This window comes from Rhodococcus sp. Leaf233 (assembly GCF_001426165.1).
Classification (GTDB): Bacteria; Actinomycetota; Actinomycetes; order Mycobacteriales; family Mycobacteriaceae; genus Rhodococcoides; species Rhodococcoides fascians.
In genome coordinates this window covers 104,271-128,691 of the sequence record NZ_LMRO01000002.1, presented here as the reverse complement: position 1 = coordinate 128,691, position 24,421 = coordinate 104,271, and the positions used below count along the sequence as shown (strand labels likewise).

At 61.7% G+C, this 24,421-nt stretch carries 24 protein-coding genes; 21 read left to right on the top strand and 3 right to left on the bottom strand.

The genetic code is table 11. The features are described 5' to 3' along the window. Window positions 1-31 precede the first annotated feature (31 nt). Window positions 32-403 (bottom strand): Lsr2 family DNA-binding protein, encoded by a 372-nt coding sequence (locus tag ASH04_RS06035; RefSeq protein ID WP_032373169.1) that lies wholly within the window; start codon window positions 401-403, stop codon window positions 32-34. A 665-nt stretch (window positions 404-1,068) separates the two neighbouring features. On the opposite strand from ASH04_RS06035, the gene ASH04_RS27130 reads away from it, so the two are divergent. From ASH04_RS27130 to ASH04_RS05970, 13 genes are all read left to right on the top strand, one after another. Continuing rightward, window positions 1,069-2,043, top strand: a complete 975-nt coding sequence (locus tag ASH04_RS27130; RefSeq protein ID WP_057473045.1) for a hypothetical protein — start codon at window positions 1,069-1,071, stop codon at window positions 2,041-2,043. 248 nt (window positions 2,044-2,291) lie between these two features. Then, window positions 2,292-3,263, top strand: a complete 972-nt coding sequence (locus ASH04_RS06025; protein WP_156394484.1) for a hypothetical protein — start codon at window positions 2,292-2,294, stop codon at window positions 3,261-3,263. Window positions 3,264-3,447: 184 nt separating this feature from the next. Further along, window positions 3,448-4,752 carry an ATP-binding protein gene (locus tag ASH04_RS06020; protein WP_057473043.1) on the top strand — a complete coding sequence of 435 codons (1,305 nt, stop codon included), beginning with the start codon at window positions 3,448-3,450 and terminating at the stop codon, window positions 4,750-4,752. 116 nt (window positions 4,753-4,868) lie between these two features. Further along, a complete protein-coding gene (locus ASH04_RS06015; protein ID WP_057473042.1) occupies window positions 4,869-6,704 on the top strand; it encodes a hypothetical protein in 1,836 nt (611 codons plus the stop codon). 116 nt (window positions 6,705-6,820) lie between these two features. Then, entirely contained in the window at window positions 6,821-8,758 is a 1,938-nt protein-coding gene (locus ASH04_RS06010) for an AAA family ATPase (RefSeq protein ID WP_057473041.1), read from the top strand. Window positions 8,759-8,852: 94 nt separating this feature from the next. Then, window positions 8,853-9,083, top strand: coding sequence for a hypothetical protein (locus ASH04_RS06005; RefSeq protein ID WP_032373172.1), 231 nt, complete (start codon window positions 8,853-8,855; stop codon window positions 9,081-9,083). Window positions 9,084-9,198: 115 nt separating this feature from the next. Next, window positions 9,199-9,573, top strand: coding sequence for a hypothetical protein (locus ASH04_RS06000; RefSeq protein WP_032373173.1), 375 nt, complete (start codon window positions 9,199-9,201; stop codon window positions 9,571-9,573). Window positions 9,574-9,829: 256 nt separating this feature from the next. Continuing rightward, window positions 9,830-13,006, top strand: a complete 3,177-nt coding sequence (locus tag ASH04_RS05995) for a UvrD-helicase domain-containing protein (protein ID WP_057473040.1) — start codon at window positions 9,830-9,832, stop codon at window positions 13,004-13,006. Between the two features lie 603 nt (window positions 13,007-13,609). Next, window positions 13,610-13,852: a hypothetical protein gene (locus tag ASH04_RS05990; protein WP_032373174.1), complete on the top strand. Its 243-nt coding sequence runs from the start codon at window positions 13,610-13,612 to the stop codon at window positions 13,850-13,852. A gap of 2 nt (window positions 13,853-13,854) precedes the next feature. Continuing rightward, window positions 13,855-14,355: a hypothetical protein gene (locus tag ASH04_RS05985; protein WP_032373175.1), complete on the top strand. Its 501-nt coding sequence runs from the start codon at window positions 13,855-13,857 to the stop codon at window positions 14,353-14,355. A gap of 113 nt (window positions 14,356-14,468) precedes the next feature. After that, complete coding sequence (locus ASH04_RS05980) at window positions 14,469-14,903, top strand: hypothetical protein (RefSeq protein ID WP_032399739.1); 435 nt, start codon at window positions 14,469-14,471, stop codon at window positions 14,901-14,903. Window positions 14,904-15,031: 128 nt separating this feature from the next. Continuing rightward, entirely contained in the window at window positions 15,032-15,373 is a 342-nt protein-coding gene (locus ASH04_RS05975; RefSeq protein ID WP_057473039.1) for a hypothetical protein, read from the top strand. A gap of 113 nt (window positions 15,374-15,486) precedes the next feature. After that, the gene (locus ASH04_RS05970) at window positions 15,487-15,813 is read left to right on the top strand and encodes a hypothetical protein (protein ID WP_057473038.1); all 327 of its coding nucleotides are present in this window, start codon (window positions 15,487-15,489) and stop codon (window positions 15,811-15,813) included. Window positions 15,814-15,932: 119 nt separating this feature from the next. Here the strand turns inward: ASH04_RS05970 and ASH04_RS05965 are convergent, their stop codons facing one another. Beyond that, complete coding sequence (locus ASH04_RS05965) at window positions 15,933-17,444, bottom strand: hypothetical protein (protein WP_057473037.1); 1,512 nt, start codon at window positions 17,442-17,444, stop codon at window positions 15,933-15,935. Between the two features lie 278 nt (window positions 17,445-17,722). On the opposite strand from ASH04_RS05965, the gene ASH04_RS05960 reads away from it, so the two are divergent. Beyond that, window positions 17,723-18,163, top strand: a complete 441-nt coding sequence (locus tag ASH04_RS05960) for a hypothetical protein (protein ID WP_057473036.1) — start codon at window positions 17,723-17,725, stop codon at window positions 18,161-18,163. Window positions 18,164-18,266: 103 nt separating this feature from the next. On the opposite strand, the gene ASH04_RS05955 is transcribed toward ASH04_RS05960, so the two are convergent. After that, entirely contained in the window at window positions 18,267-19,103 is an 837-nt protein-coding gene (locus ASH04_RS05955; RefSeq protein ID WP_156394483.1) for a hypothetical protein, read from the bottom strand. Between the two features lie 398 nt (window positions 19,104-19,501). On the opposite strand from ASH04_RS05955, the gene ASH04_RS05950 reads away from it, so the two are divergent. The 7 genes from ASH04_RS05950 to ASH04_RS05925 all read left to right on the top strand — a co-directional run bounded on the left by ASH04_RS05950 (window position 19,502) and on the right by ASH04_RS05925 (window position 24,312). Further along, the gene (locus ASH04_RS05950) at window positions 19,502-20,662 is read left to right on the top strand and encodes a site-specific integrase (protein ID WP_057473034.1); all 1,161 of its coding nucleotides are present in this window, start codon (window positions 19,502-19,504) and stop codon (window positions 20,660-20,662) included. Continuing rightward, window positions 20,662-21,663, top strand: a complete 1,002-nt coding sequence (locus ASH04_RS05945) for a hypothetical protein (RefSeq protein ID WP_057473033.1) — start codon at window positions 20,662-20,664, stop codon at window positions 21,661-21,663. Before ASH04_RS05950 ends, ASH04_RS05945 begins: the two co-directional genes overlap by 1 nt. A gap of 270 nt (window positions 21,664-21,933) precedes the next feature. Continuing rightward, window positions 21,934-22,302, top strand: coding sequence for a hypothetical protein (locus ASH04_RS05940; RefSeq protein WP_057473032.1), 369 nt, complete (start codon window positions 21,934-21,936; stop codon window positions 22,300-22,302). Between the two features lie 46 nt (window positions 22,303-22,348). After that, a complete protein-coding gene (locus ASH04_RS27420) occupies window positions 22,349-22,477 on the top strand; it encodes a hypothetical protein (protein WP_268793668.1) in 129 nt (42 codons plus the stop codon). Further along, entirely contained in the window at window positions 22,474-22,761 is a 288-nt protein-coding gene (locus ASH04_RS05935) for a hypothetical protein (protein ID WP_057473031.1), read from the top strand. Before ASH04_RS27420 ends, ASH04_RS05935 begins: the two co-directional genes overlap by 4 nt. A 180-nt stretch (window positions 22,762-22,941) precedes the next feature. Continuing rightward, window positions 22,942-23,598: a hypothetical protein gene (locus ASH04_RS05930; RefSeq protein WP_057473030.1), complete on the top strand. Its 657-nt coding sequence runs from the start codon at window positions 22,942-22,944 to the stop codon at window positions 23,596-23,598. 195 nt (window positions 23,599-23,793) lie between these two features. Further along, window positions 23,794-24,312 (top strand): single-stranded DNA-binding protein, encoded by a 519-nt coding sequence (locus tag ASH04_RS05925; protein ID WP_057473029.1) that lies wholly within the window; start codon window positions 23,794-23,796, stop codon window positions 24,310-24,312. The last annotated feature ends 109 nt before the right edge of the window (window positions 24,313-24,421 follow it).

The window sequence follows — 24,421 nt, the reverse complement described above, 5'->3', positions numbered from 1 at the left end:
GCGGGGGTGTGGCTTATGCCGTCAAACGGTGTTACTCGCTGTGTGCGGGATCCAGCAAGCTGATAGGTCCGATGCCTTTGGCCTCGTGGTACTTGGTGATGATCTCCTTGCTGACCATCCCGCGATCGCCTACATCGATACCGTTGGCCTTGGCCCACAGCCTGGCTTCGTGATGCATGGCAGCGTTCAATGACCCGTGGGCGTTGCGACCGACTTTCTTGACTCGGCGACCCTTCTTGACCACGTCGTAGACGGTGATCGCCTTCAGCTCGTCTTCCAGCTTGTCTCGGTCTACGTCGACGACCCAAATGGCGTTGTCGAACACGACACCCACCCGGTACCAGTTCTCGACCACCTCACCCGTGGCGTCACTGTAGACCGTCGTCGATTCCTTGATCGTCATCAGCGTGCAACCTCACCCTTGTGTCACTGTGCCACCACACCATGCCGGCCTCATTAATCTCGAATATTACATGGATGCGGTCTGGATATTCTCTTTGCACAGGTCAGGCGCGTGTGGGAGGGACAAAGTTTTTATCGAGGAAAAACTTGGCAACTATATGATGTGCCATCAAAACATGACCTGGATCACGCAGAAATCTGTGGTTTGTATAGGAAAATCTGTAGTTTTTGACGGTTCGGGCAGTGAAGACACTTCTGCGAAAAAAGAGCCGTCTTCGAAACCATTCGTTACCGCCGCGCGCGCCGGAGGCGCCCGCAGGAAGGGTTGCGGTGTGTCTGTGAAAAGTGGAGAACAACGAGCTGTGGAAGGCCCGTCATCTCCAGTGGGGTTGAGCCACCCTGGCGCGGACTGAAAGAACAGGACTGCGCCAGGGCGGCTCACCTGATGGACGCCCACCCCCGAATACCGATTGAGACAGGTCGAGCGCCCGCGCCCGGCCACTACCTCTTGCAAAGAATCTCCGAGCTGCCAGCCCCTGTCGGGGCGCGTCGTGCTCACGCATGTGAGTCCCGACTGGCACACGTAAACACCGCTCGTGCGCATACGCCGAGTCGGGACATTGAAACCGACCTCCCCGCCCACACCACGCACAGGAAGAAGTCATCATGACCGCACCGACCACACCCACCGCCGAGAACATCCGTCCTGGACAGGTCATCGTCGTTCAGGGAGCTATCTCCTTCGCACGTACCGCGAGCCTGATCGACGGTGTCGAACTGCAGCGTCGTGTTGCCAACGCCAAGAGCCAGTATCCGACCGACAGTCCACACACGTTGATGGTTCTGTCCAAGGCCGAGATCGTGCCCGCCAACCCGGTTCAGCTGAGCTGGGAAGAGGCGTATGTGCAGAGCCTGTTCTTCGAGCACAAGAAGAACCCTGAGAAGGGACTCGGATTCGAGGCGAAGAACGTCACGAAGACTCTTCCGGTCCTGCTCACGGTGGACCCGGAGAACCCCGGCTCGTACCGTCAGGTCGTCGACGTCGAAGGTGAAATCGCCAGGGACACCATCGTCCGGATCGTCGTCACGACCTTCCAGTCGAAGGACAAGAAAGGGCGGGAGTACCAGAAGCTCGGTCTCGGTCTGGAAGCGATCATCCTCTCGACCCCAGAGGTTCCGTACGCGCCGAAGTCCGGTGCGCGCAATCTCGATCTCAGCTCCTACGGAATCACGTTCTCGACGCCTCTGGTCGCCACCAACGGCGTCGAAACCGACGTTCCCAACGAGATCGTCGGGACCGACGCATCGGGCCTGCCGGCGGCGCCCGTGGCACCTTCAGCTCCGGTCCAGCCGGTAGCTGCCCCCGCTCCCGTCGCGCCGGCAGCTCCCGCAGCTCCGAGTGCGCCCCTGGCTCCTGCAGCTCCGGTGGCACCCATCCAGCCGGCCGCAGCCGCACAGCCCGCGGCACCTTCCGCACCGGTCGCTCCCGCTGCGCCGATGGCTCCGGTACAGCCGATCGTTCCCGTAGCCGCCGCTTACCAGGTAGCAGCCCCGGGTGCGCCCGCAGGGAATCCCGACGATCCCTTCGCCGGTACGCCTTCTCCCAGCTGGGGCGGCGCGGGAATCCAACTTCCGGCCTGAGCTTTTCCTCCGGTCACAGATCTTCGGATCCGACCACCACAGGGCCGCGGGCTCCTCGAAAGAGGGTCTCGCGGCCCTGTGCTTTTTCCGCCCACACCGACCACTCACGAACAGAAGGGCCGATTCCACTCATGGGCACACACCCGCACCCGTCCTCGACCTTTCCGGAGTTCTACACGAACCCGCACATCCGTTCATCGCTTGCTGCTCAACGACTCTGGACAGTCTCCGATGCGAACAAACGTCCCGTGGACATCGTCGCGGCCCTCGACGTTTCGCAGTGTTCACGCTGCGGCAGAGCCGACTGCTCCGAGGTTCACGGCGCTCAGCTCTCGAAGGCCGACGCTCAGCTGCTGACCCTCGACGAGCTCACCTCAGCGCTCCCGAACGCGAGCAACGTCGCTACTCATCTGGACTGGCGATCGAGTGGGTTGATGGTTCTCGACATCGAACCCGAGTGCCCCACTGGGGTCGTCGATCAGCTACTTCGTCTGGTGACCGGAAACACCGCGTCGCCCGAGCCGGCAGCCCTCTATGCGGAGGTATCGGGATCAGGGCGTGGATACCACGTGCTGCTGCCGGTGCCGTCGAACATCGCGTCGTTCCCGCGGGCGGCGCGCGCGACCAAGCTTCAGCACCCGCAACGTTGGTACGAGGTTCTGCTTTACCACTGGACGACGTTCACCCGCAGGCAGATTCCCTCGCAACGGCTCTCTGCTGCGGCAGCCGAACCAACGGGCGAGATGCTGACATGGGAAGGCGTGTTCGGGCAGTTGATCGAGATCGCGCCGGGCGGCGAAGCCGCCAGCGAAGGAACGTCCGGGCACTACGACCAGATGCTCGCACTGGCCGACGGCCCCGATCTGACACCGATGGAACTCGAGGTCGTCCACACAGTGATCGAAAGCCTGGGGCACGAGAGCGCCCGGGATCTCGACGACGACTTCGGTGGGGACACCTCCCGTTGGGAGATGTCCCGGCTGATCCGGATTGCTGCGATCACACACGCCAAACTTCATGTCAGGCATTCGATCGACCGGATCACCGGAACCTCCACGGCCACTTCGGAACAGACCGCCCAGCAAGTTCTGCGGGTCGTGCACCACGTCGCTCGCCGCACCCTCCCTCCTCGGGCGAAGCACGACGAACGCCGATCCGGTGCCTCCTACCTGCTCAAACGCTGCGCCGAAGCGCTGAATCATCTCGACACCCAGAGCTGAAGAGCAAGTGGTGGGTTGAGAGAGGCGTGCTGGCAGGAGTGCTCGACGTGCAACGACGGCGGCGACGCCGAAGGCGCGACCGGAGGTTGTCCGAGCGAGGTGCCTGCCCCGAGGGCGAACGACCCCTCTCGACCGAACACAGCCCCTCTTACGCCACCACACCGACACGAAAGAGATCCCAGACATGACCTTCCTCCTGAACGAAGAATTCATCCTGCGCCACCTCCGGCCGGACCTGCGCAATACGCGGGTCGCGCCCTGCCTTCTCGGGCCGCCCGCGATCGGCAAGACGATGGCAGTCAACGCGCTGGCCAAGAACGGCGACTTCGCCGTGTTCTCCATCGACGTCAACACACTCTCCGACGCAGCCGATCTGACCGGCGTACGGACCGTTCCGGATCCGAAGAACCCCAATCGTTTCGTGCAGATCTTCTTCCCGCACTACACGATTCAGGAGGCCAACGATCATGCCGAGGCCAACCCCGACACTCTGGTCATCATCTTGCTCGACGAGATCAACCGCACCAGCGCCGACGTCACCTCGGCGGCGCTGACACTGCTGACCTCTCGTCGATGCGGCAATCTGAAGCTCGCCGACAACATCCGATTCATCGTCACCGGCAACGACAAGGGCAACATCTCCATGCTCGACTCGGCCTCGCTCACGCGCTTCGCGCTGTACCCCGTGCGTCCCGATGCGAAGGTCCTCTTGGATCTGCTCGGCGACGACATGCAGCCGGCTATCCGGCAGGTGCTCACCGAGCATCCGGACTGGGTTCTTCAGAGCCCGGTCCCGGCCGGGCTGATCGTCGCCACTCCGGACGACGACGATGATCCCAGCGTCAGTGCAGGAGCCGTCTCCGATCGGCAGATGGCGGAGTTCTCCACCCAGATGGACGACTCGCAAGACATGAGTCAGTACACGGCACCGCGCACCATCGAGGGGCTCAATCTCTGGATGAACGAGCTCGGTGCCACGGTCATGGCGGAACTAGCGGTCGAAGAAGCTGTCGGTCCCGACGGGCAGACGACCACCGAGCTGATGCTCGGCATGCTTGCTCACACCGGCAACACCGCGTTCACGAACGAAGTCCACGCCAAACTGCTGGTGTCCTTGCTGGCACCCGCCGCGAGCTCAGGACCGGGGTCGATGACCATCGCCCGCCCGGCGGCCTGGGACAAGCTGCGTGCAGCGACGACCCAGAACCAGATCGAACAGATCGTGTCCTCTCTGACCACGGACAAGCAGGCCGACGTGCTCATCTTCGCCCTCACAACCAAGGCAGAGAACGATCTCACCAAGAAGGTTCTCGATCGGATCGTCGACGACGGCGCGCTCTCCTCGCTCACGAAAGATCAGCAGAGCGCCCTGCTGAACCGAGCAACGTCCAATGCGCTCAACCCCGCATCGGTGAGCTACTTCCTGGACAAGTCCAACGCCCCACTGGTCCTGTCGCTGTCGCGGATTCACGACTTCCTCGCAGCCTGACCGTTCGACACCACGGCCCCGGATCGCTTCGCTGCGATCCGGGGCTTCGGCGTTCCCGGAGATGGTTCGACACACATCCGAGACCACTTCTCGCACACCAAGAAAGGGCCATTCCCATGGCAATCGTCATCTCGGGGCAGACGCCTCACCGTCTCAGCGCATTCGACTTCCCGCCGCCACTCGTCACCGACTCGGCCGATCCCGGCATCGAGTACGACCCCACCGCGGTGCTCTCAAAATTTGCCTTCTCGCATCTGCTCTCGCCGCTGGTCCCCACCGTGCCGGCGACCGCCGTGGACTCGGTGTCGGGCAGCCCGATCTCATCAGAAGCTCTCGGAAAGGTCCTGGCCACTCCGATTCTCGTCGACGCCTTCACCGGCGAGACCCGCGGCGACACACCTGAGAGCAATGCCGCTGCTCTGGATCTGCTGGCACAGACGACATCTGCGATCTCGCGCACGTCGCATCCCTACGTTCGTCACGTTTTCCTGAATCAGGGCCTGGGCGAACTTGGAATGCCGGCCCCGGAACCGGGACGGGTGATCTACTCGGCCGAGAACTCCGTCTCACCCGCAGCGAAGGAACTGCTCGCACTCATCGGTGCCGGCGCATCACCGACCGCATATGACGAGGGAGACACCGCATGGACGCAGTTCTTCGTCGCTCTGGCGGCGACTTTCCGTCCCCCGACCCTCGGCGTCGCGATGCTCGGCCCGGACACCTTCGAGCGCTTCGGCGAACATCTGATGATGGTGGCGACGGCCCTGCACGCCAGCAGCAAGATCTCCTCGGATGTTCTCGACAAGTGCCGTCAGTGTGCAGCCATCGACCTGAACGATCTCACCGAGACTCTCCGTCTGCGTTCGCGCGCCGGCACACCCACCGAGGACTACTCGTTCGCCCGACTGGTCGTGCACTCGCTCTTCACCTTCGTCAAGAGCGAACGGTCCACGGCAGCAGCAGATGCCGTGCCGGCGCATGCAGCGCTGATGCCCTTCGACCTCAGCGAACTGATCTGCCCCGAGACCATTGTCTTCGTCAATCTCGACGCCCACGCCCGACGCGTTCCGTCCGACATCAGGACTCAGTGGACGTGGGTGACCAAGCAGCTCAACAGCGGTTTGAAAATCATGTCGATGAGGACGATCACCCGCCTCGGCGCAGCCGCCAACCGGCTGCGAAATGCCCAGCGAACGGCTGTCAACTCACGTAGTCAACTCGAAGAAAAGACTCGCCGAGATACCCAGGCAGATGACTTCTTCGACTCGGCCCCACCGCCGAAGCAGATCCTGATGGACCTGCGGCTCAAGCTCGACCGCATGGCGAAAGTCAACAAGTCGGAGAACGTCCGGCTCTACCGGCAGAAAACCTTCTCCCGGGCCAACCGCCGTCGACCCGACAGCCCAGACGTACCGGGCACCACCCTGCGCAAGGAGTTCATGCCCGACATTCACTACTACCCGGACACCTCCGGCTCGATGAGCCTCGAGGACTACATGGACGGCGCCCTGTTCCTGATGATGATGGCCAAGAAGTTCGACATGAACTTCTATTTCAGCTCGCACAGCCACCTGCTCGCTCCGGAGATTCTGTTGCCGGTCAAAGGCAAGTCGATCGACCAGATGAGAAAACTGATTGCCGCAGTGCCAAAAGTCGGGGGCGGCAACAACTTCACCCTGATCTACGACTTCGTCCAGGCCAGCGTGGACCGTCGCCGTCGGCTCAACGTCGTCGCCACCGACTTCGGCTGGGTCGCGAACTCCTCGCACATGTTCACCCACCCGGAGAACGTCGTCTACCTCCCGGCATTCGACCGCTCGAACGTGCACAGCTGGGATTCGGTCAAGTACAACTGCGCCAATTTCATCAACTCGATGCGCCCGCTCGATCCGAACATCGACGCCAAGATCCTCGGCATGGGCTATGCGGGGGCGGCGCTCGACAACCGCTGACCAACACGGGGAGACGGGATCTTCACTCTCGTCTCCCCTTCGCCAGTCGAACTTCCCCATAGACCTCGTGGCCACCCCCGCGCTGCTGATCCATTCCGAGAGAGGACATCTCACCCATGACACACCACACTGCTCTGCGCGACAACGGATTCACGGTTGTAGCCAAGGACATGCACGACTTCTCCGACGACGATAAGACGGGATCCGGCGCCGGTCCCGGATCGGCCACCCCGATGTCGGGTAGTGCACTCGGTGCGCTCATGGGCGGATTTCTGCCCGGCGGGGCGGCACCCGAGGACCCCGACGACGTCGCCAAGTCCATGCTCACCGACTACAACGAAAAGTTCGCCTCCGCGCTGCCGGCCGAGTACCGGGACGAAGTGATCGACCGCACGGCAGCAGCCCTCATCAGCAAGAACAAGCCCAGCGCGATCCTTCTGGGCCCAGCCGGTGTCGGCAAAACCCGCATCGTCGAGGAGTTGGCTCGTCGGATCGCTACCAAGGACCCGTCGGTTCCGCCGCGGTTGAAGAACAAGACGATCTACGAACTGAATCTGTCGTCGCTGATGGCCGGGACGATGTACCGCGGCATGATGGAGCAGAAGCTCGAGGCGCTCATCGCGTTCGCGAAGGAGCCGAAGAACGGCGTCATCCTCTTCATCGACGAGATCCACCAGCTCGTTCCCGCTGACGGCCACGGCTCCACTTCGCACGAAGAACTCGCACAATCGCTCAAACCGGCTCTCGCTCGCGGCGATCTCCGGGTCATCGGAGCCACCACCGATCAAGAGGGCCGCCGTCTGACGTCGGATCCGGCGTTCGCGCGTCGCTTCACCCGGATCGGGGTCTCCGAGCTCAACCAGGATCAAACTCTGCAGGTCCTGCGCACAGTCCTGCCGGGTCTGTTGACCCACTACAAGAAGTCTGTGTCGGCGGACGAGACCGTTCTCGATCACGTCATCACCCTTGCCGACGAGCACCTCACCACACTCCACCGCCCGGACAGTGCCCTGACCCTCCTGGACAGGTCGCTGGCCAAGCTCACGATCAAGAGGCACAAGCCGGACATCGCTGCGCTGATGGCTCCCACGGACGCACTTCCATTGACCCGAGCAGTGATCAAAGAGACCGCGGAAAGCATGCACGGCTCCGACGCCGTCGCTCGCGGATTCGACGAATCTGCTCTGACGGAAGCACTCGCCCGCATCGAGGGTCAGGAGCTGGTGTGTGCCAGAGCAATCACACTCCTGCGCAGGGACGCTCGCGGGATCTTCCCGCGCCGTCAGCCCATGGGCTGGATGTTCGCCGGTACCTCTGGTGTCGGTAAGACCGAGGTTGCCCGGCAGATCGCGCATTCGATCATGGGTACCGAGCCGATCATCTTCAACATGGCCGAGTACTCCGAATCTATGTCGATCACGCGACTGCTCGGATCCGCTCCCGGGTACGTCGGGTCGGACTCGAACAAAGAGATGCCCTTCGACCCGTTGGACGCCAACCCGCGACAGGTGATCGTCCTCGACGAGTTCGAGAAGGCCCACCGCGACGTGCAGCGGATCTTCCTGGCAGCGTTGCAGGAAGGCACGGTGCGCATGGCGTCTGGCAAAACGGTCGACTTCTCCAAGGCTCTGATCATCGCCACCACCAACGCTGGTCGTGACGCGATCTCCAAGGGTGGAATGTCGCTGGGCTTCAGCTCGACGTCGCCGGCGGGAGCGAACTCCTTGACACGAGAGCAGCTGACGAAGGCGCTCACCGAAACACATGGTGGTGGAGGCGGTTTCGAGCCCGAGCTGCTGGGCAGGTTCTCCTGGATTGTCGCCTTCGACCTGATCTCGGAGCAGACGTACGGGAAAGTGCTCGCTTCTGCATTCGTGCGCCTTCGTGCCGAGATCGAGAAAACCAACCCGTTCTTGGCTGCGTCACTGCCCGAGGAGCTGAGCGACGACCAGATCGCCGACTTCATCGACAGCAGCTACGTGGCCGCCCAGGGCGCGCGGCCGGCCGAGCCGACGGTCCGGAACTGGATCGAGGAGATTCTCGATCCCAGCTAGTAATTCACCCGCACAGCGCAGGGGTCTCGCGACTCGCGAGGCTCCTGCGCGCTCTAGACGGGGCAGGCTCGCCCACCCGAGAAGAGACACAACCATGACCACGCCTTTCGAAACCCGCAGCCCCGACGAGATCATCAGCGATCTCGATCAGGCCATACGAGGACTCGCCGACCTCGACACCAAGGAACTGGTCTTCGAGCTCATAGACGACTTGAGATCGAGCTACCGGCTGGCCATCGCTCCGCATCTCGTAGACCCCGGTGCAGCCTCGGCGATCGAGGCCGAGATCGACGACTACGTCGCAAATCACTACGGCGACAACTGATCTGGGCCGCACGTTCGGCCCAATTACGGGCCATCCGCCGATGAGCGCGACGGCTCACGGCCATCTGACCGACACCCACCCACCCCACTCACGGGGACACCAACGAGGAGACATCATGACTTTCCTGCAACTGGCCCCGAGCGCCTACGCACAAAATCTCACCGAAGCAGCCGCAACCACAGTGATTTCGTGCGAGAACATCCATCAGGACAGTGGCGAGTCTGCCACCGACGCTCTGGTCTGGGCCATCGAGAACGGCGGTCTGTTCACCTTCGAGCACGCTCTGACTCTTCTCGTCGACCAAGCGGTGCAGATCCACGAAGATCAGCGCGCCGATTCGGTCACCACCTCGCCACTCTCGCTGTTCGGCGTCGGAACCGCCAAGCCTGACCGCGGTCGTCCCGAGACGGCTGTTATCGGCAACTGGTTGCCCGAGGGGGCCGACGAAGAGGACCGGATTCTCTCCCTGCTCGCGCTGGATCAGTTCTGACCTGAGACCACCTTCCGGCCGGGGCGGCTTGCTGCTGCCCCGGTCGCGATATTTCGCCGAGAGGATCCATTCGGGTCGGTATGGGGTGGCTCATCGCCTTGATCGGACTGCAGAGCGCAGTGCGCGCGCCCATCGGGCGCGCCGGAGGGAGTCAGAGACAGCTCACCAGCCGGGCTGAGTGCCGGCTGGATCGCGGGACTTCAGCGAGCTGGACCACCACAGACGCCACCACTGACCACGTGAAAAGGAGACCGGCATGCCGATCCAGCCGCTCATCATCGAAGACGACCTTTCAGGTCAGAACCTCGAACCGAAGTACACCCCGAAAGATTTCCACAAGGACATCAGCGGAACCGGTGGCAACCGTGGCCGCATCGACATCTCCGTGCATCCGGCCAATCCCGACCTGAGCTACGACCCCATACCGAAGGTCGATGCTCCGACCAAGGAGCAGATCGACGGCGAGACCTCTGTTCGCACTCTCGTCACTCAGCCATTGCTCGAGCTGCACTTCGAAGAAGCGCTGCAGCGCGTGTACGCGATCGACGTCGCCCGTTCCCAAGCGGGCCAGACGGCCGCCGAGCTCGACGCCGCCCCGTACCTCTACCGTTTCCCAGTGCCGCCCACCGCCCACTTCGAGGAAGAGAAGAAGGGCAAGAAGGTCTCGGTCCGTCTCGTCGAGGACATGTTCGACGTGAGCAAGGCCCTCGGCGGCGGTGTACCCGGTTTCCGCCTGTGGCTCAACCTCGAACCGCAGCTCGTGGTGTTGCGTGACCGCGGCATCATGGACGTCAGCACCGGTAAGAACGCCTGGACCAAGACCACCCACATTCGGTACCGGGTGGAGCTGTACGTGATCGCAGAAGGTGAGCACACCGACGAGCTGTACGAAGTCGACGGCACCACAGTGCTTCTCGATTCCGACGGCCATCCTGTTACTGCTCCGTCGATCAGCGAGATCGCCGCTGTCACTGACGTCGTGACCCATGATCCGCTGAGGTTCGAAGGCGTCGAATCGTTCGTGTCGATCAACTATTCGTTCAACGTCCCCGAGACGCTGGCCGAGATGATCGAGTCCACAGTGGGCTATCTGGCGGGTCGTTCGGTGTCCCTGCCGGCTTTCGACAAGAAAGGCTTCGTCTCCTGGTCGCTCGATCACTACTCGGTCTACGACCGCCTGTGCAGCGCGGCCGAGCTCTTTCAAACCGAGCTCGTCGTCGAACCCATCATGTCCTTCATCAACCGGCTCTACTCCGCAGCTAACTGGCTTGCAACGGCGCGCGGCACGAGCGTCGAGGTGGTCGAGATGGATTCCGCTGGCCGCGAGCTGGCGTTCCTGGACAACTTCGCCACTCCGTTGGAGGCCTACACCGCGATCTATGCGGGGCTGCTCGAACTGGACGGCTCGGGGCCGATCTCGTCGGCCCTGATCTCACGCAACATGCAGCTCAAGCAGAACGCTGAACTGCAACGCCTCAATGCCGTCAAACATCTACTGCCAGTACCGGGCCCCGTCGATCCTGCGCGGTACACCATTCCGGACTACGCCTCGATTCAGCAGCGTGAGGCCGTGCAGACGACCGATCCGCTGGTGATGGTGGTGGCCGGCGCGGGCGCGGGGAAGACCTGGACGATCACCGAACGCATCAAGATGCTCACCCAAGGCTGCTCCGTTCCGGCCAGCTCGATTCTGACGCTGTCCTTCACGAACGCCGCGGCGGACGAGATCCGAGATCGCAATCCCGGCGTCGAGTCCAAGACGATCGCCAGAATGATCCACGAGATCTACACGACGAACTTCGCCGACCAAGAGCTCTCCACAATGGAGACAATCAGGAACTCGCTGGGCATCTACTTCGGAGCGAAGGTCCACACCGACAAAGTCCTCAGCGAATTCCACCGGTTGGTGAGCAACTCGATCACCAAGGAGACGAACGCGGACATCATCGCGATGAGTGCGTTCATCGAGCGCTACACCAGCGAGGTCGTGACCATCCTCAACACAATCGGTCAGACGACTCTCGAACTCGAGATCATTCTGTCGTACCTTCTCATCGACAGGCTTGTGGAGCCGTACGCCAGCCCCGCCTACCTGATCATCGACGAGGTGCAGGACAACAGCGCCTTCCAGTTCGTCTACGCCATGCGTTATGCAGCAAAGCATCAGTGCGCGCTGTACATGGTCGGCGACGCCAGCCAGACCCTCTACGAGTTTCGGGCGGCGAATCCGAAGGCGCTGTCCGCGCTGGAGGCCTCCGGGGTATTCACGGTCTGCAAACTGTCCACGAACTACAGATCGGCTCAGGAAATCCTCGACTTCGCCAATATCCATCTGAGCGACATCGAAGCCAATCGGTTCACCAACATCCAGCTGCAGGCCAACTCCGTCGTGACGTCGACGGTGGATAGCTTCACGGCTTCGGTGCGTCTGATGAGCAAGTCCTGCGGAACACAGAAGGCTTTCGATCAGAATCTCAAGCAGTATCTGCGCGGCGAGAAACTCACGGAGTACTTCACGAACAATCTCGCGGCCCGCGACACCACCGTCGTACTGTGCCAGACCCGCCGTCACGCCAAGATGGCTCAGGAGGTTCTCGTCGAGATGTTCCCGGACGAGGCTGTCCACAACCTCGTCAGCGATCGCGCGTACAGCATGAAGACCTTCTCCACCTTCATTGCGCGTCACTGGGATCAGGTGACCTGTGTCGAACCTGCTGTCGCTCCGTTCACGTTCCATCAGCAGATCCGCGCGCAGATCAGCTCCCTGGAGCCTCGTAACACCGAGATCGCCGAGCGCATCCTCACCGATGCGTTGGTCGATTGGTGGAAGCAGACCAATGGTCCGTGCCAGGGATGGCTTGCCATGGTGGCCTCGGGAATGATGACCGATGCCAACTTCTTCCTGTACCTGCGAAAGTCGATTCTGGACTACGAAATTCGTAACAACGCGATCCGGAATTCGCTGACCGGTCAGAAGAACGCAATCCGCAAAGAGGAGATGGCCGCTCGTGACCCCAAGCTCATGGTCTCGACCGTCCACGGTGTCAAGGGAATGGAGTTCGACCACGTGGTGGTCGTGCTGCAGCCCGAGACCTCGAACAGTCGCAAGGACGAGTCGTACAAGCGCCTCCTGTACGTGGCGCTGACTCGGGCCAAGATGGACGAGGTCATCCTCGCGGGTGTTTCTACCGCAAAGCCTCGGATCGAGACCGACTACGAAGCTGTGGTCGACGCTCTGCGTCGAAGAGAGGTCGAGAACGCAGCAGCTCCGAGTGATGACGAGATCGGCATTGTGGAGGTCGCTGAGGCGGACCTGGTCACAGGTGATGTCGTCGATCAGATCAATGCGCTCGGCATCGAGGTCGGTATAGACACACGAGTACCCGTGTCGGCGTCCACGGTCGCCGGAGACGGGCAGGAGACACCATTTTGATCGGTGAGCGTGATCGTTCCTGAAATGCAGAGTCTGTTCACCATCAACTCCGGGGCGGTCCAATCGACCGCCCCGGAGTTGATCTTCTTCTGGTCAGTTGCACAAGGCCCCCACGCAAAGAATGCGCGGCTGCAAAATCAGATTGATCGGCTCCAGCCCGAATTCTCATAAAACCCACCAGCCCACTTGTGACCTGTCACACATTATTAGGAAGACGTAATGGAGGATACAAATAATTATCGGCCAATCAGTGAGCTGACCTTGATATACCGGTCGGAGGGAAGTGGTAAGCACTACACTCAGCCAGCCGCCGATCTGACCCAAGCAGGGACTCTCATCGACCCGGATGGCCCCACGGCCGGAGATGACATGCCCCTTGTCGGATACCAGCAGGTCTAGGATTTTTGCAGCCCGTCGGAGAGGAACCGCGAAGCCAGTTTCACTACTTCAGATTCAGGTTGCGACACGACACCGAAAGAGAACACCATGCCCGACGCTCAGAGTCAGAATACTGATGAACCTTTCAACCTCATACCTTTGGCGCAGGCCCCTGGCCTAGTTCTGCGGATGATCGGCCGCTTCGCCGAAGGTCTGCCGGAGCCTATGATCATCGGTGCCAACGACAAGCCTGTCGCCGCCTTGATTCCCATCGCCGACCTTCTCCGTCTGCGAGAGTACGACCGTCGAGTACTCGACTCCGAAGACCTGTTCTACTCCGAGCTCGATCGGCGTCTGAACGACTCGGACACCACCATCGCGACGACCGATCTCGAGGCCTTCGCGCGAACGCTCGGTGAGGTCGGCGAAGACTGGGCCGACAAGCAGACCCGAACCAACCAGGACTGATCATGGCCGGGTCACCCTTCGAGCTCGCGCTGCATCCGGCCTTCGAGCGCGATCTCCAGAGCCTTGCGACCGCCGCGGCCCGTAATCCAACAGGCGAATCCCGCCGCCTGCTCACCGTCACTCTCAGTGCACTCGCGGCAATTCGCGACGGGGAGATCCCCGTGCGGCCTCTCGAACGAATGGGTTCCTACCCCGATCTGTCGGACTGCAACAAGGTCTACATCCAGACAGACCCCGACTCGAAACCCAAGTACCGACTCGTCTGGAGAGAACGTCCCGCCGATGAAGCCGGCGGAACTCCCATTCGAGAGGTGATCCAGCTCGGTGAGCGCGAACTCGGCTCGGTCTACCACTTGACCGGGCAACGCCTCGGGCGTCCATCGGGAGTAAGTCTCGACGAGCTCTTGCGAGCCGATCGCGACACCATCGCAACAAAGCTCCTCAACTTGCCGAACGATCGCTTCCCTGCCTCCCCGAAGAAGTCACCGGAGTTCGGCGACTGACATTTCGATCACTAATTGCCACACAACCAATCACCGGGCCTCGGAGCACTCGCTCAGGGGCCCGAATCGTTCCCGCCCCCGATGCCGGAAACCGGCCCTCACGAAAGACACCGATGATTCCTGAATCGACCAAAGCCCAGCCGACCTCACGCCCCAAGAGCACTCTCGCGCAAACTGTGACGGCCACCCTGACGGCAGTCCTCCTCGTCGTCTTTCTCGTCGCTATGGCAGCAGGGTGGGCACTGCTCTCCGCTTTCGATCGAACGGTCGCCGCGCAGGACGATGCCCCCAGCGCCGTGACTCAGTGGCTATGCCTCCCCTACACCGACTTCGTACTAGACCAGGACCGGGCAGGCCTGACACCCGAACAGATCACTGCAGTTCTGAAGGTGTCCGAGTATGGCGAGCGGGGTCAACTCGGAGTCACAACTCCGGATGCCGCGATCACCGAGCCCAGCATCGACTCACCAGAGGCCTGCGGATACCCGTTCGAGATCCTCGACGCGGCCGGTCTTCTCGGAGCGCCCAGCGGCCCTGCGAACCCCTAGTTCGACCCGTTCGGAGTTTCTCCTGGAGTATCTGGCGGACTATCGATATACCCTCTTACTAGAAGTCGGTACCGACCGCCCGGAGCAACCGTTCCGAGTCGTCGCCGATATGTCGGGAGGACACGATCATGAACAAGTTCACACGCCGGATCGCCGCCGTGGGAGTCACCGTTGCAGCTACCGGTGCCGCCATCGTCGGCTCGGTCATCGCAGCGCCGGCCGCCTCGGCCGCCGTCCCCTCCGGTGACTACACCTTCACCACGACGGCCTTCGGTATTCCGTCGACGTCCCCGGCCCGAGTAGACGGTGACAAACTCACCCTCTTCTCGCCCATCGGACCGATCACGCACACGATCAAAGACCTCCCTGTCGGCGGATTCATCGACGACGGCTTCCAGCGCTTGTACATCGGTGGAGAGACATTCTTCGGCCCCTTCGTGATCGGCAACAACACGCTCACTCCCCGCTAGTCGAACTCTCCTCAGCGCCCATGCGCACAGAACGCCGCCTCGTACCGTCACGAGGCGGCGTTTTTCGTACAGGACCACACGCTGGATCTGCGCAACGTAAGGAGCTACGCCACATGGCCATTCATGCCGTCGGACTGAGCGTCATCATCATTGCCACCATCGCGTCGTACGCATTCCGCACCGAGGGTCAGACCAGAGCCGCGAGGTGGTCCTTACTGCTCCTGATCGTCGGAATCATCATCACCTCGTTCGGGTTCTGGAGTAACCGCAACAACCCCAGCAACACCTTCATCATGACCTGGACCGTCGTCCTCACCGGCGGCATGCTCGGCCTCGTCTCAGCTGCAGGAGCCGTGATCTACCGAATCCTCCGCGACGAACCACGCGAACCACGCGACGCAGGCACCATCGTCGGTCACGACGCCCTGCCTCCACTCTGATCGAACATCGACCATCGCTCGATTCCCAACCGGAACGCCGCCTCGCATCCCACGAGGCGGCGTTCTTCTTTCCTGGACCGGACCACGGCACTTGTGACCGTCAGTAGGTACCACTGTCGTCACCTGAATGCTGGTTCGGTTGTGCCCTGGCTTATCGAGCGAAGAACGGTGAGGAACGGCTCGAGTTCGTCCAGAAGGTTCTCCGCCTGCTTCTTGGTCGGCGGTTTGCTGGTGACAGCCCCGACCGCCAGTTGCTTGAGGAAGTACATATTCAATCCATCCGAGTCCTCGTCGAGGATCGCCCACCGATCCGGTTCGCTCTCGCTCGCCAGGCCACTCGAATGCAACGAGTCCCGGGCACGTTCGGAGAGTTTGAATGACGCTCCGCTGACATTCATGTTCCTCGGAGCTTTCCGATACCAGTACCGGGCAGCTCGGCGAAAGTCATGCCCACTGATCGAGAGGAAATCGCTTTCCTTGTACAGCGCATTCTGCGTACCGGCCGTCTCCGCTGCACGCAGGAGATGATCCGCAACGAGCACTCGACCGATAGCTCCGAACGTGGTGACGACAACGAGATCCGACAGATGGTCGGGCGGGCGTTCGCTGGCAGCCTCGCATCTGCCGAGATCGACCTCCGCTAAGGCAAACAATGTCTGTATTGCGCGCTTCATTGCTTTCGACTTCTCTCCGTCGATTGCATCGACGAGATGCCTGCGTATGGAATCAAGCTCCTTGTGTTCCTCGGCTGCCATTCTGTCCGGATAGGCCACCTGCGTTGCACACAGTCTCGGCAGGAACGTTCTCAGCACGTCATCGGGAATGCGTGTGGTCGTACGTCGCAGCACTCGGCCCATCTCGAAAACTGCGCCGATCTCCTCGCGCTCCCCGGCGTCGCCGCCGACGAGAAGAGCCTCGGCGCGTCTGCGGTGAAATTCTGCATTCGCGGCTCCGACAGGATGATTGAGCTTCGTGCAGTACCTCTGCTCGGTTGCCATCAACAGCGCTACCTTCGAGAAATGGGGTGCCACTGCAAGGCGGGCTTCCTTGATGTCGCTCTCCGACGGCTCAGCGGGCAGGCCCCTGTTGATCTGGTCGATCAAGCCGCGAATCGCCCTCAATCCGTTCTGGGTCAGCTTCACTCCCAGAGTGAAGTTTCTGGAGCGACTGTCGTTCTGAAACTCCCTGATGCCGGAGTCGACCCAGGCGTAGGCCTTACCGAAGGATTCTCCGGTCGAATCGTCGGCGGCTTGGTCGAGGTGCAGCTCGGCGAGAACATTGCTCATTTCAGCCAGCACGGCACCCTCGTCGGCGTGATCACGGGCCAGCCGTGCATGTTCACGTTCGAGCTTCCCTATAGCCGACCCGATGTTGTGGTGTCCGTGCTGGACCCTCCCCTTGATGTCGGAGGCGATCTGCTGGGCTCGATGGACGGCGGCCCTCTTCGATCGAGCGGCGCTCTGTCGGCCGGCCACCTTCAGATGGTCGATTGCGGTCGGCGTCAACACCGTGTCGATGACCTCGGGTTGCTCCACCAATGAATCGGCCACGTCTGACACGTACTCGAAGCCGTTCCGCTTGATCGTGTTGACCGCCACTCCCACCGCTGCAGCGAAGTCCTTCATGCTCATGCCGTCCAGCTGCTCACTCGCCGCCAGTCGCGCTGCGCAGGTGTAGATATCGCGGAGGGTTCGCTCCCTTCGGCGGTCTATCGCCGTGGAACTGTCCCTTCGTCCTTCCGAAGAAGCCCTGGATACCTGACTCATACCTACTCCAACCTACGACATCGTTATGGATACTCGCGGACTTCGAATGTACATATCGCCGACTTGGGTTTTGCTGCTACGCGACGTCTGTAAAGCTTCTCATGCGCTGGTCAACCCGACCGGCCAACGCGGAGGGACACACGATGAACACCGTCATTTCAGCCGTCAAAACCCAACTCTGGTTGCTCGTGGTGACCGCAACGGTTGTGGCAGCTATCGCTGCCACGGCACTGTTCGGATCGACCGGCGTCTCGACGCTGAACGAATCTGCGTCGCCGCAGATCGCCGCTGAGCAGACCATCGACACGTCGACGGACAAGACCACCGACGTCGCACCGTCGACCCGCACGGTCGGTGCCGGTGACATTCAACTGGCATCGAACTACAACGCCTACGGATGTGTGGGTCTTCTCAACGCCAAGCAGTGGCAGGTGCTCGCCTTCGTCGTGGGCTACTGCCCAACGACGTGGGTTCTCCAGAGCACTTCGTGGGGTAGGTCCATCGTCAACTACGTCGTGGGTGTCGCATGCAAGTCTCCGTGGATCGTGCGAGCAGCCACAGGTGGCAAGTACAGCAGTTGCTGATCGGATCCTGACCACGGAACCGAAGGCGGGGCCTGTCCGACGTATCGGACAGGCCCCGTTTTTCGTCTGTGTGACAGTCAGTCAGATTGGTACAGATTGGCGGCTACTCTTCGCCGTCCTTGGAGTCGAGCAGATCGAACCGGAGTGCGGCGAGAATCTCTGTCAGATCGATACCAGCACCAGTTGCATAGCCCTCCAAATTCCGCAGCTGCTCGTCGAACTTTGCACCGATGACGAACATAGGAAATGGGTGTTCGTACCACTCGGGATCGAAATTCACGTAAGCAAGTCCACTCTGCTCCAGCTCCAGCGCCAACTCAACGATCCGCTCTTCCGACTCCTGTGTTCGTCGACTCAATTCCGTAACGGTCAACCCCCAGTCCCGATTCCGGTGGGCGTGCTTGATTGCGATGGCGAGCAGTAACCGGGCATATCTGGTCACACCAGCTAGGACCTCACCGAACTGACGCCAGTACTCCACCTCGGCCTGTGTCTGTTCGGGACTGAGCCCCAACAAGTAGAAATCGGACAGCGCGGCAGTCGTTTTCGCCGGCACGAGAATATCGGCCGCGGAGTGGTCGCGGATCTCCTGCAGGAGCATGTTGTTGAAGCCCATACGAAACGGTTGCTCGTGATCAGCTTTGAGCTGCCGCATCCGCTCGACCGGATACTCTTCGACGTCGTCCGTAATGCGATGGTGGGGTCCACACATCAACATCAGATTCGACTCCTGCCGACGTTCTTCGTTCGTCGAGTTCGAGTTGAAGCGTTCGCCATTCTCCAACGCCGCCTCTATATGGCAGAGTTCGCCGACGTACCTACCATCCTGGAACATCGCGACACCGCAGTCCGGAAACGCACATTGGTTCCCCGAGTAGAGATACACAATCGCCAGTGTGTCTTTTGTTGGATCCAATCGTTTGACCACTTCGTCCGGCACTACCGCTCTCCGATCGCTCATCTCTCTGCGAGGTCGCAGTCGACGCAGACCGCGAGGGGCGGATTGCGTTTCGATCCTCGTTGGTGCCCCCAACGTTGATCGGCGATTGACCAAACAAAGCTACCCTGACTCGACAGATGACCACCGCACGCATCTTCTGTGCGCGTTACTGCAGGTGACGCGTGGTTGCGGCTCATAGCGCGCTTCTGAGCATCGTCACTCATCACGGCACCCGCATCAGCCCTGAAATCGGCCTTCAGAACTGCGCGTAGTTGTCACTCCTGTTTTAAACGCGCTTGCCAAGGAGAATTCTGTTTCCCGCAGCGTCGTCTGCAAAACCCCACCTCAGCACACTTTTCCCATAACAGAGTGTCGGTGAGGCTCTGTACGGTGGGCTTATGGCGTCTCGACCTGAAGTACCGGCCCCTGTCAGCGTGACCAACGAGGTCTCTGCGGCCGTCCCCCCGCAGCTGTCTGACGCCGTGGCCGCGAGAATCGTGCAGTCGATGGCCGCCTCGCGCTCGGCCGGGACGCTGAAGGCCTACACCTCGGCCTGGCGACGATTCGACGATTGGTGCCGCACCAACGGGCACATCGCGCTCCCCGCGCATCCGGTCACCGTCGCCGCCTACCTCGTCGAGGCATCAGACACCTTCACTTCCGACGGTGACCGCGTCTTCGCTCTTGCGACACTCTCGAAGTGGATGGCCGCGATCGCGCACACCCACCGCACGAACGGACACATCAGCCCTACCGACCACGAGGCCGTCCGTGCGACTCTGTCGGGAATTCGCCGCACCTATGCCTCTGCTGGCGACCGCCCCCGCAAGCAGATGGCCCCACTACTCGTCACCGACATCGTGACGATGGTGGGGATCGCCCGCGAGACCATCGCCGGCTGGGCGAGCGAAGTACTCGAGCGCCGCGACAGTGCTCTCCTGCTGATGGGGTTCGCCGGCGCATTTCGTCGCAGCGAGCTTGCGGACCTACGGTGCGCCGACGTCTCCGTCAACCGTCTCGACGGACTTCATGTCCATCTGCGCAAATCCAAGACCGACCAGAGCGGGCGCGGCACTGTCAAAGCTCTGCCGTTCACTGTCACCCACCAGAGCTGCCCGCCGTGCGCCGCGATGCGATGGTGGGAGGTCGTTGCTGCCCACGAACGCGGCGGCCGGCCGGCGGTGATCAGGCTCCTACGCGGACCCTCCGACTTCACCGAACATCTCTGCCGAACGACTGGCCCGCGAACCCCTGCATCCTCTCCGTTCTTCCGATCCATCGCCAAGAACGGAAACCTCTCGTCCACCGCGCTGTCCGGTGCGAGCGTTCACGCCGCTGTGCGGCGTCGAGCCGGAGCCGCTGGATACAACGAAGACCTGGTTGCCTCCCTCGGCGGGCACTCGCTGCGTGCAGGGTTCGTCACTCAGGCCTTTCGCAACGGGGCCGACGCTCACTCGATCATGCGCCAGACAGGTCACAAGTCGACCGACATGCTCGAGGTCTACGCCCGTGAGAACGCTCCGCTCATGAACAACGCCGTCAACGAGATCGGTCTCTGATGGGTTCTGTCCCCGCTCTCGGAACGAAGGACCGGCCCGTATGGACGCTGTTCGACGATTGGTGCGCCGGTGCCGACATGGTGGCCCTCCCCGCCGATCCGTTCACTCTTGGCGCGTTCATCGCCGAGAACCCCGCGGCTCTCGCCACACAGCGCCGCCGCATCACTGTTGTGAACACCGTGCATCGCAGCGCGGATCTGCCAGCGCCGGGCAATGCGGACACGATCCGTCGGATGATCGGACGGGTTCGGGCGCAACGATTGTCGGAACTTCGATCGACAATCTCCGAGATCGTCGATCACTTGCCCACCGCAGGATGGACAGCGGGACTGTTCGGCCGACGCGACGGGTTGCTTCTACTTCTCGCCGTCTCCGGCCTGAGCTTCGAGCACATCAGCGCTCTACGTCGCTGTGACCTGCATATCGACGATGACACCCTCGTTGTCGAAAGCATTCACACCCTCACTCTCCCCCCGTTCCATCTACCCGGTTCGCTCTCACCTGCGCAGATCTACCAACAGTGGTCGGAGATCCTCGCGTTCCAGGACCGAGCCCCCTCCACCCGACTACTCGCGGACCGTCTCGACACCGACACCTTGCCGACCAGCTATCCGCCAAGCGAGGCTGCCGAACAACGCACCGCCCAACATCAGGCGGATCCGCTGTTCACGCCCATCGACCGCTGGGGACACACGCCCTTCGGAAAATCGGTCCTATCGGCACAATCGATCGCGCGAGTCTTCGCTGCACACGTGAATGGCCAAGCGGTTACGCATCACCCGCATCGCAAGACTGCGCGCAGGACCGATGACGCCCCGGCGTACGAGCCGATCGTGTACCCCGAGGTAGTGCTGGACGATCGACACTACGAGGCCGGTATCGAGGCCCGCCGACGGGCGCATGAAGCACTGACCGATGTCACTTCGACACTCGACGACATCGAAAACCGAGCCGACGCCATCCTCGAACGGCTCCTTGCGGTGCTCGATAGCGCACTCTGACAGCACATCTGGGCAACAGACCTTGGAGGCGCAGAGTCGCGAGCGGGCGGTCAGAACCGACAGCAGCCCCGGTAATCCCCGCAAGAGAGCCTGACCGGACGAGCGCACAGATGCCATCGCCGGAAGAGCCGCCAGGGCAACGCCCAGGCCGGACGTGCACGTAGAAACGCGTGGCTGATAGCAGCCCCGATGCTGAACGCACCTCGACTGCGTACGTGTCGGAAGCCCGCCGCACCCCTCTCACTGGACCGATATCCCAAGGAGTCACCGATGGACCTCATGACACGTGAACCTGCAGGCCTGGTCACCGAACGGGCCATCCCGGCATTCGGCCCCTACTCGGCCGCCGCAGTCTCGCTCGACTCCGCTCTCGATCAAATCGTCTCCTCTGCCGCCGCGATCGCCCGCGCCGTTAACGGTCACAGTGCTCCACACGTTGTCGCAAAGCTGATCTCGTCCCGGCTGACTGTCGGGTTCGGAGCGGTGAGTGCGACGGTGTTCTTTGCTCACCACGAACAAATCTTCGCAGTGTCGGGCGTCATCATCGGCGTCAACGAGATGGCAGTCCAGTTCGCTGATGAACACCGTCACCTGCGCACCTGGCCAGTGGCCACGGCCATCGCCCTGATCTTGAATTGACCGCCGCACCCTTGGCTCGTCGCCCACCATCAACGAGGACTCACCGATGAATTCAGACGCTGCACTACTGGCAATCCAGGAACTGATGGACGGTGTCACCTGGACACCCGAAACCCTCGACAGCATCGCCGACATCATGCGAAAGGCCGGCTACCGCGTGGAGGGGAGCAAATGACTCTCGACATCACCGAATCGGACCTGGCGGACATGGAATACACACCCAGAGAACAGCTTCGGTGCTCGTGCAATTCGATCAGAGAGGGTGCGGGCGGAATGTCGTACTCCTACGCGGTCCTCGGCGTGAACTGCCCTGATTGCGAGAGCTACAGCGACGACTGCAGTGAATGCGATCGGTGGAACAATCTCACCCGCGACGAACGCATAGCCGAAATCGTTTCCGCCCGTGAGGTAACCGCAGCTCTCATCGCCGCGACCGACCGGCCCGAATCGCCCTTCTGACCTCCTCCTCGGTGCGTCCATGTCCGTCCCGCACCCCACAACGCCCGCCCCTCAGCGCCCTGACCCAGCGCTGGGGGGCGGTGCTCGCCATGCCCATAGCTGATCCAAGCCGCACAGCAATCAAGGAAGCGTGGTCGGGAACTTCGGCCCGCACCCCACCACACGAACTGGAGTACACCCATGTCCGCACCCGCGACCACCTCGGCAATGCCGTTCACCGAAGCCACACGCCAACTGATCCGCAGCCACACACACAACCTCGAATACGAGATCGATTCGCTCCTCGATGAGGAGCGGAAAGTGCTGGCGTACACGACCGCTCGTCTGGCAACAGCCCAGTATCCCGCCGCGACTCGGGTCATCATTCGTGACCTGTGCATCGGAGACGCCGTCGCGTGCGACGTCGACGGAATTGAGACGAAGCTATCGGTGGATGCAGACATCGCACCGAGTCTGATCGCGATGCTGCACCGGCTGCCGACGGGCGACTCCAGCGCGTGGGAACGACACCTGGACACGATCGAACTCGACGTTGTCGCAGCTCTCGACTTCTCCGACCAGTATCCGTTCCAACAGGTTCAGGACCGGATCGTCGCGTACATCGAGGAGAAGACCGGCCGCACTGTTCGGCGAGTCGAAATCACCTCCGATCTATGGGACAACGGCTACTTCTACGACGACACCGTCGCCGTCGACTACGCCGACGGTGACAGCGATGAGATCCTCATCGCGGACATGTCCGAGTTCTCGGGGGAACTGCGGCACGAAGTCGGGGATCCCGGCCCGAGTACCGTCGTCACGATAGTGCGCACCAACACAGGTATCTCGATCCGCTGACACAGAACATATCGTCAACAGCGGCAGACATTCTCGCCGCTCGGCACGACGCGACACGGATACTGCCGAAACGTAGTTCTGAGCGAATCGCGTTTCTGGACAACACAGTTCAGTGCTTGGTGGTGTACCTGTCGACCCACGCAGAAAGCAGCTACGATCAGTGCACTCGCACAACCGAATCCAGGGAGTTTATACATGGCAGGCGACACCGTCATCACCGTCATTGGGAACCTCACAGCGGACCCAGAACTCCGGTTCACTCCGGCCGGGGCCGCGGTCGCCAACTTCACTGTGGCGTCGACGCCCCGCACCTTCGACCGTCAGACCAGCGAGTGGAAAGACGGGGATGCGCTATTCATGCGCTGCAACATCTGGCGTGAGGCCGCCGAAAACGTCGCCGAGTCCCTCACCAAGGGTGCGCGGGTTGTTGTGTCCGGTCGACTCAAGCAGCGCTCGTACGAGACACGTGAAGGTGAGAAGCGAACTGTCGTCGAACTCGAAGTCGATGAAATCGGGCCTTCTCTCCGATACGCAACCGCGAAGGTGAACAAGGCATCTCGTGGCGGCGGGGGTGGAGGCGGCGCCTACCGAGGCGGCGGGAGCAGTGGCGGCACCGGCTCGGGCGGCAGCGGTGGTGCGAACGACGATCCCTGGAGCAATGCGCCTGCCGGCGGATCCTTCGGCGGCGGCTCGGACGAAGAGCCTCCTTTCTGACAGGTCCCCTGCTGGGGTCAAGAGAGAAAGACGGACATACGACAACACCCCGCCCAGCTCACGCGAGCCGGACGGGGTGTTGCTTTCTGCTGTATCGATTACCCGAGTG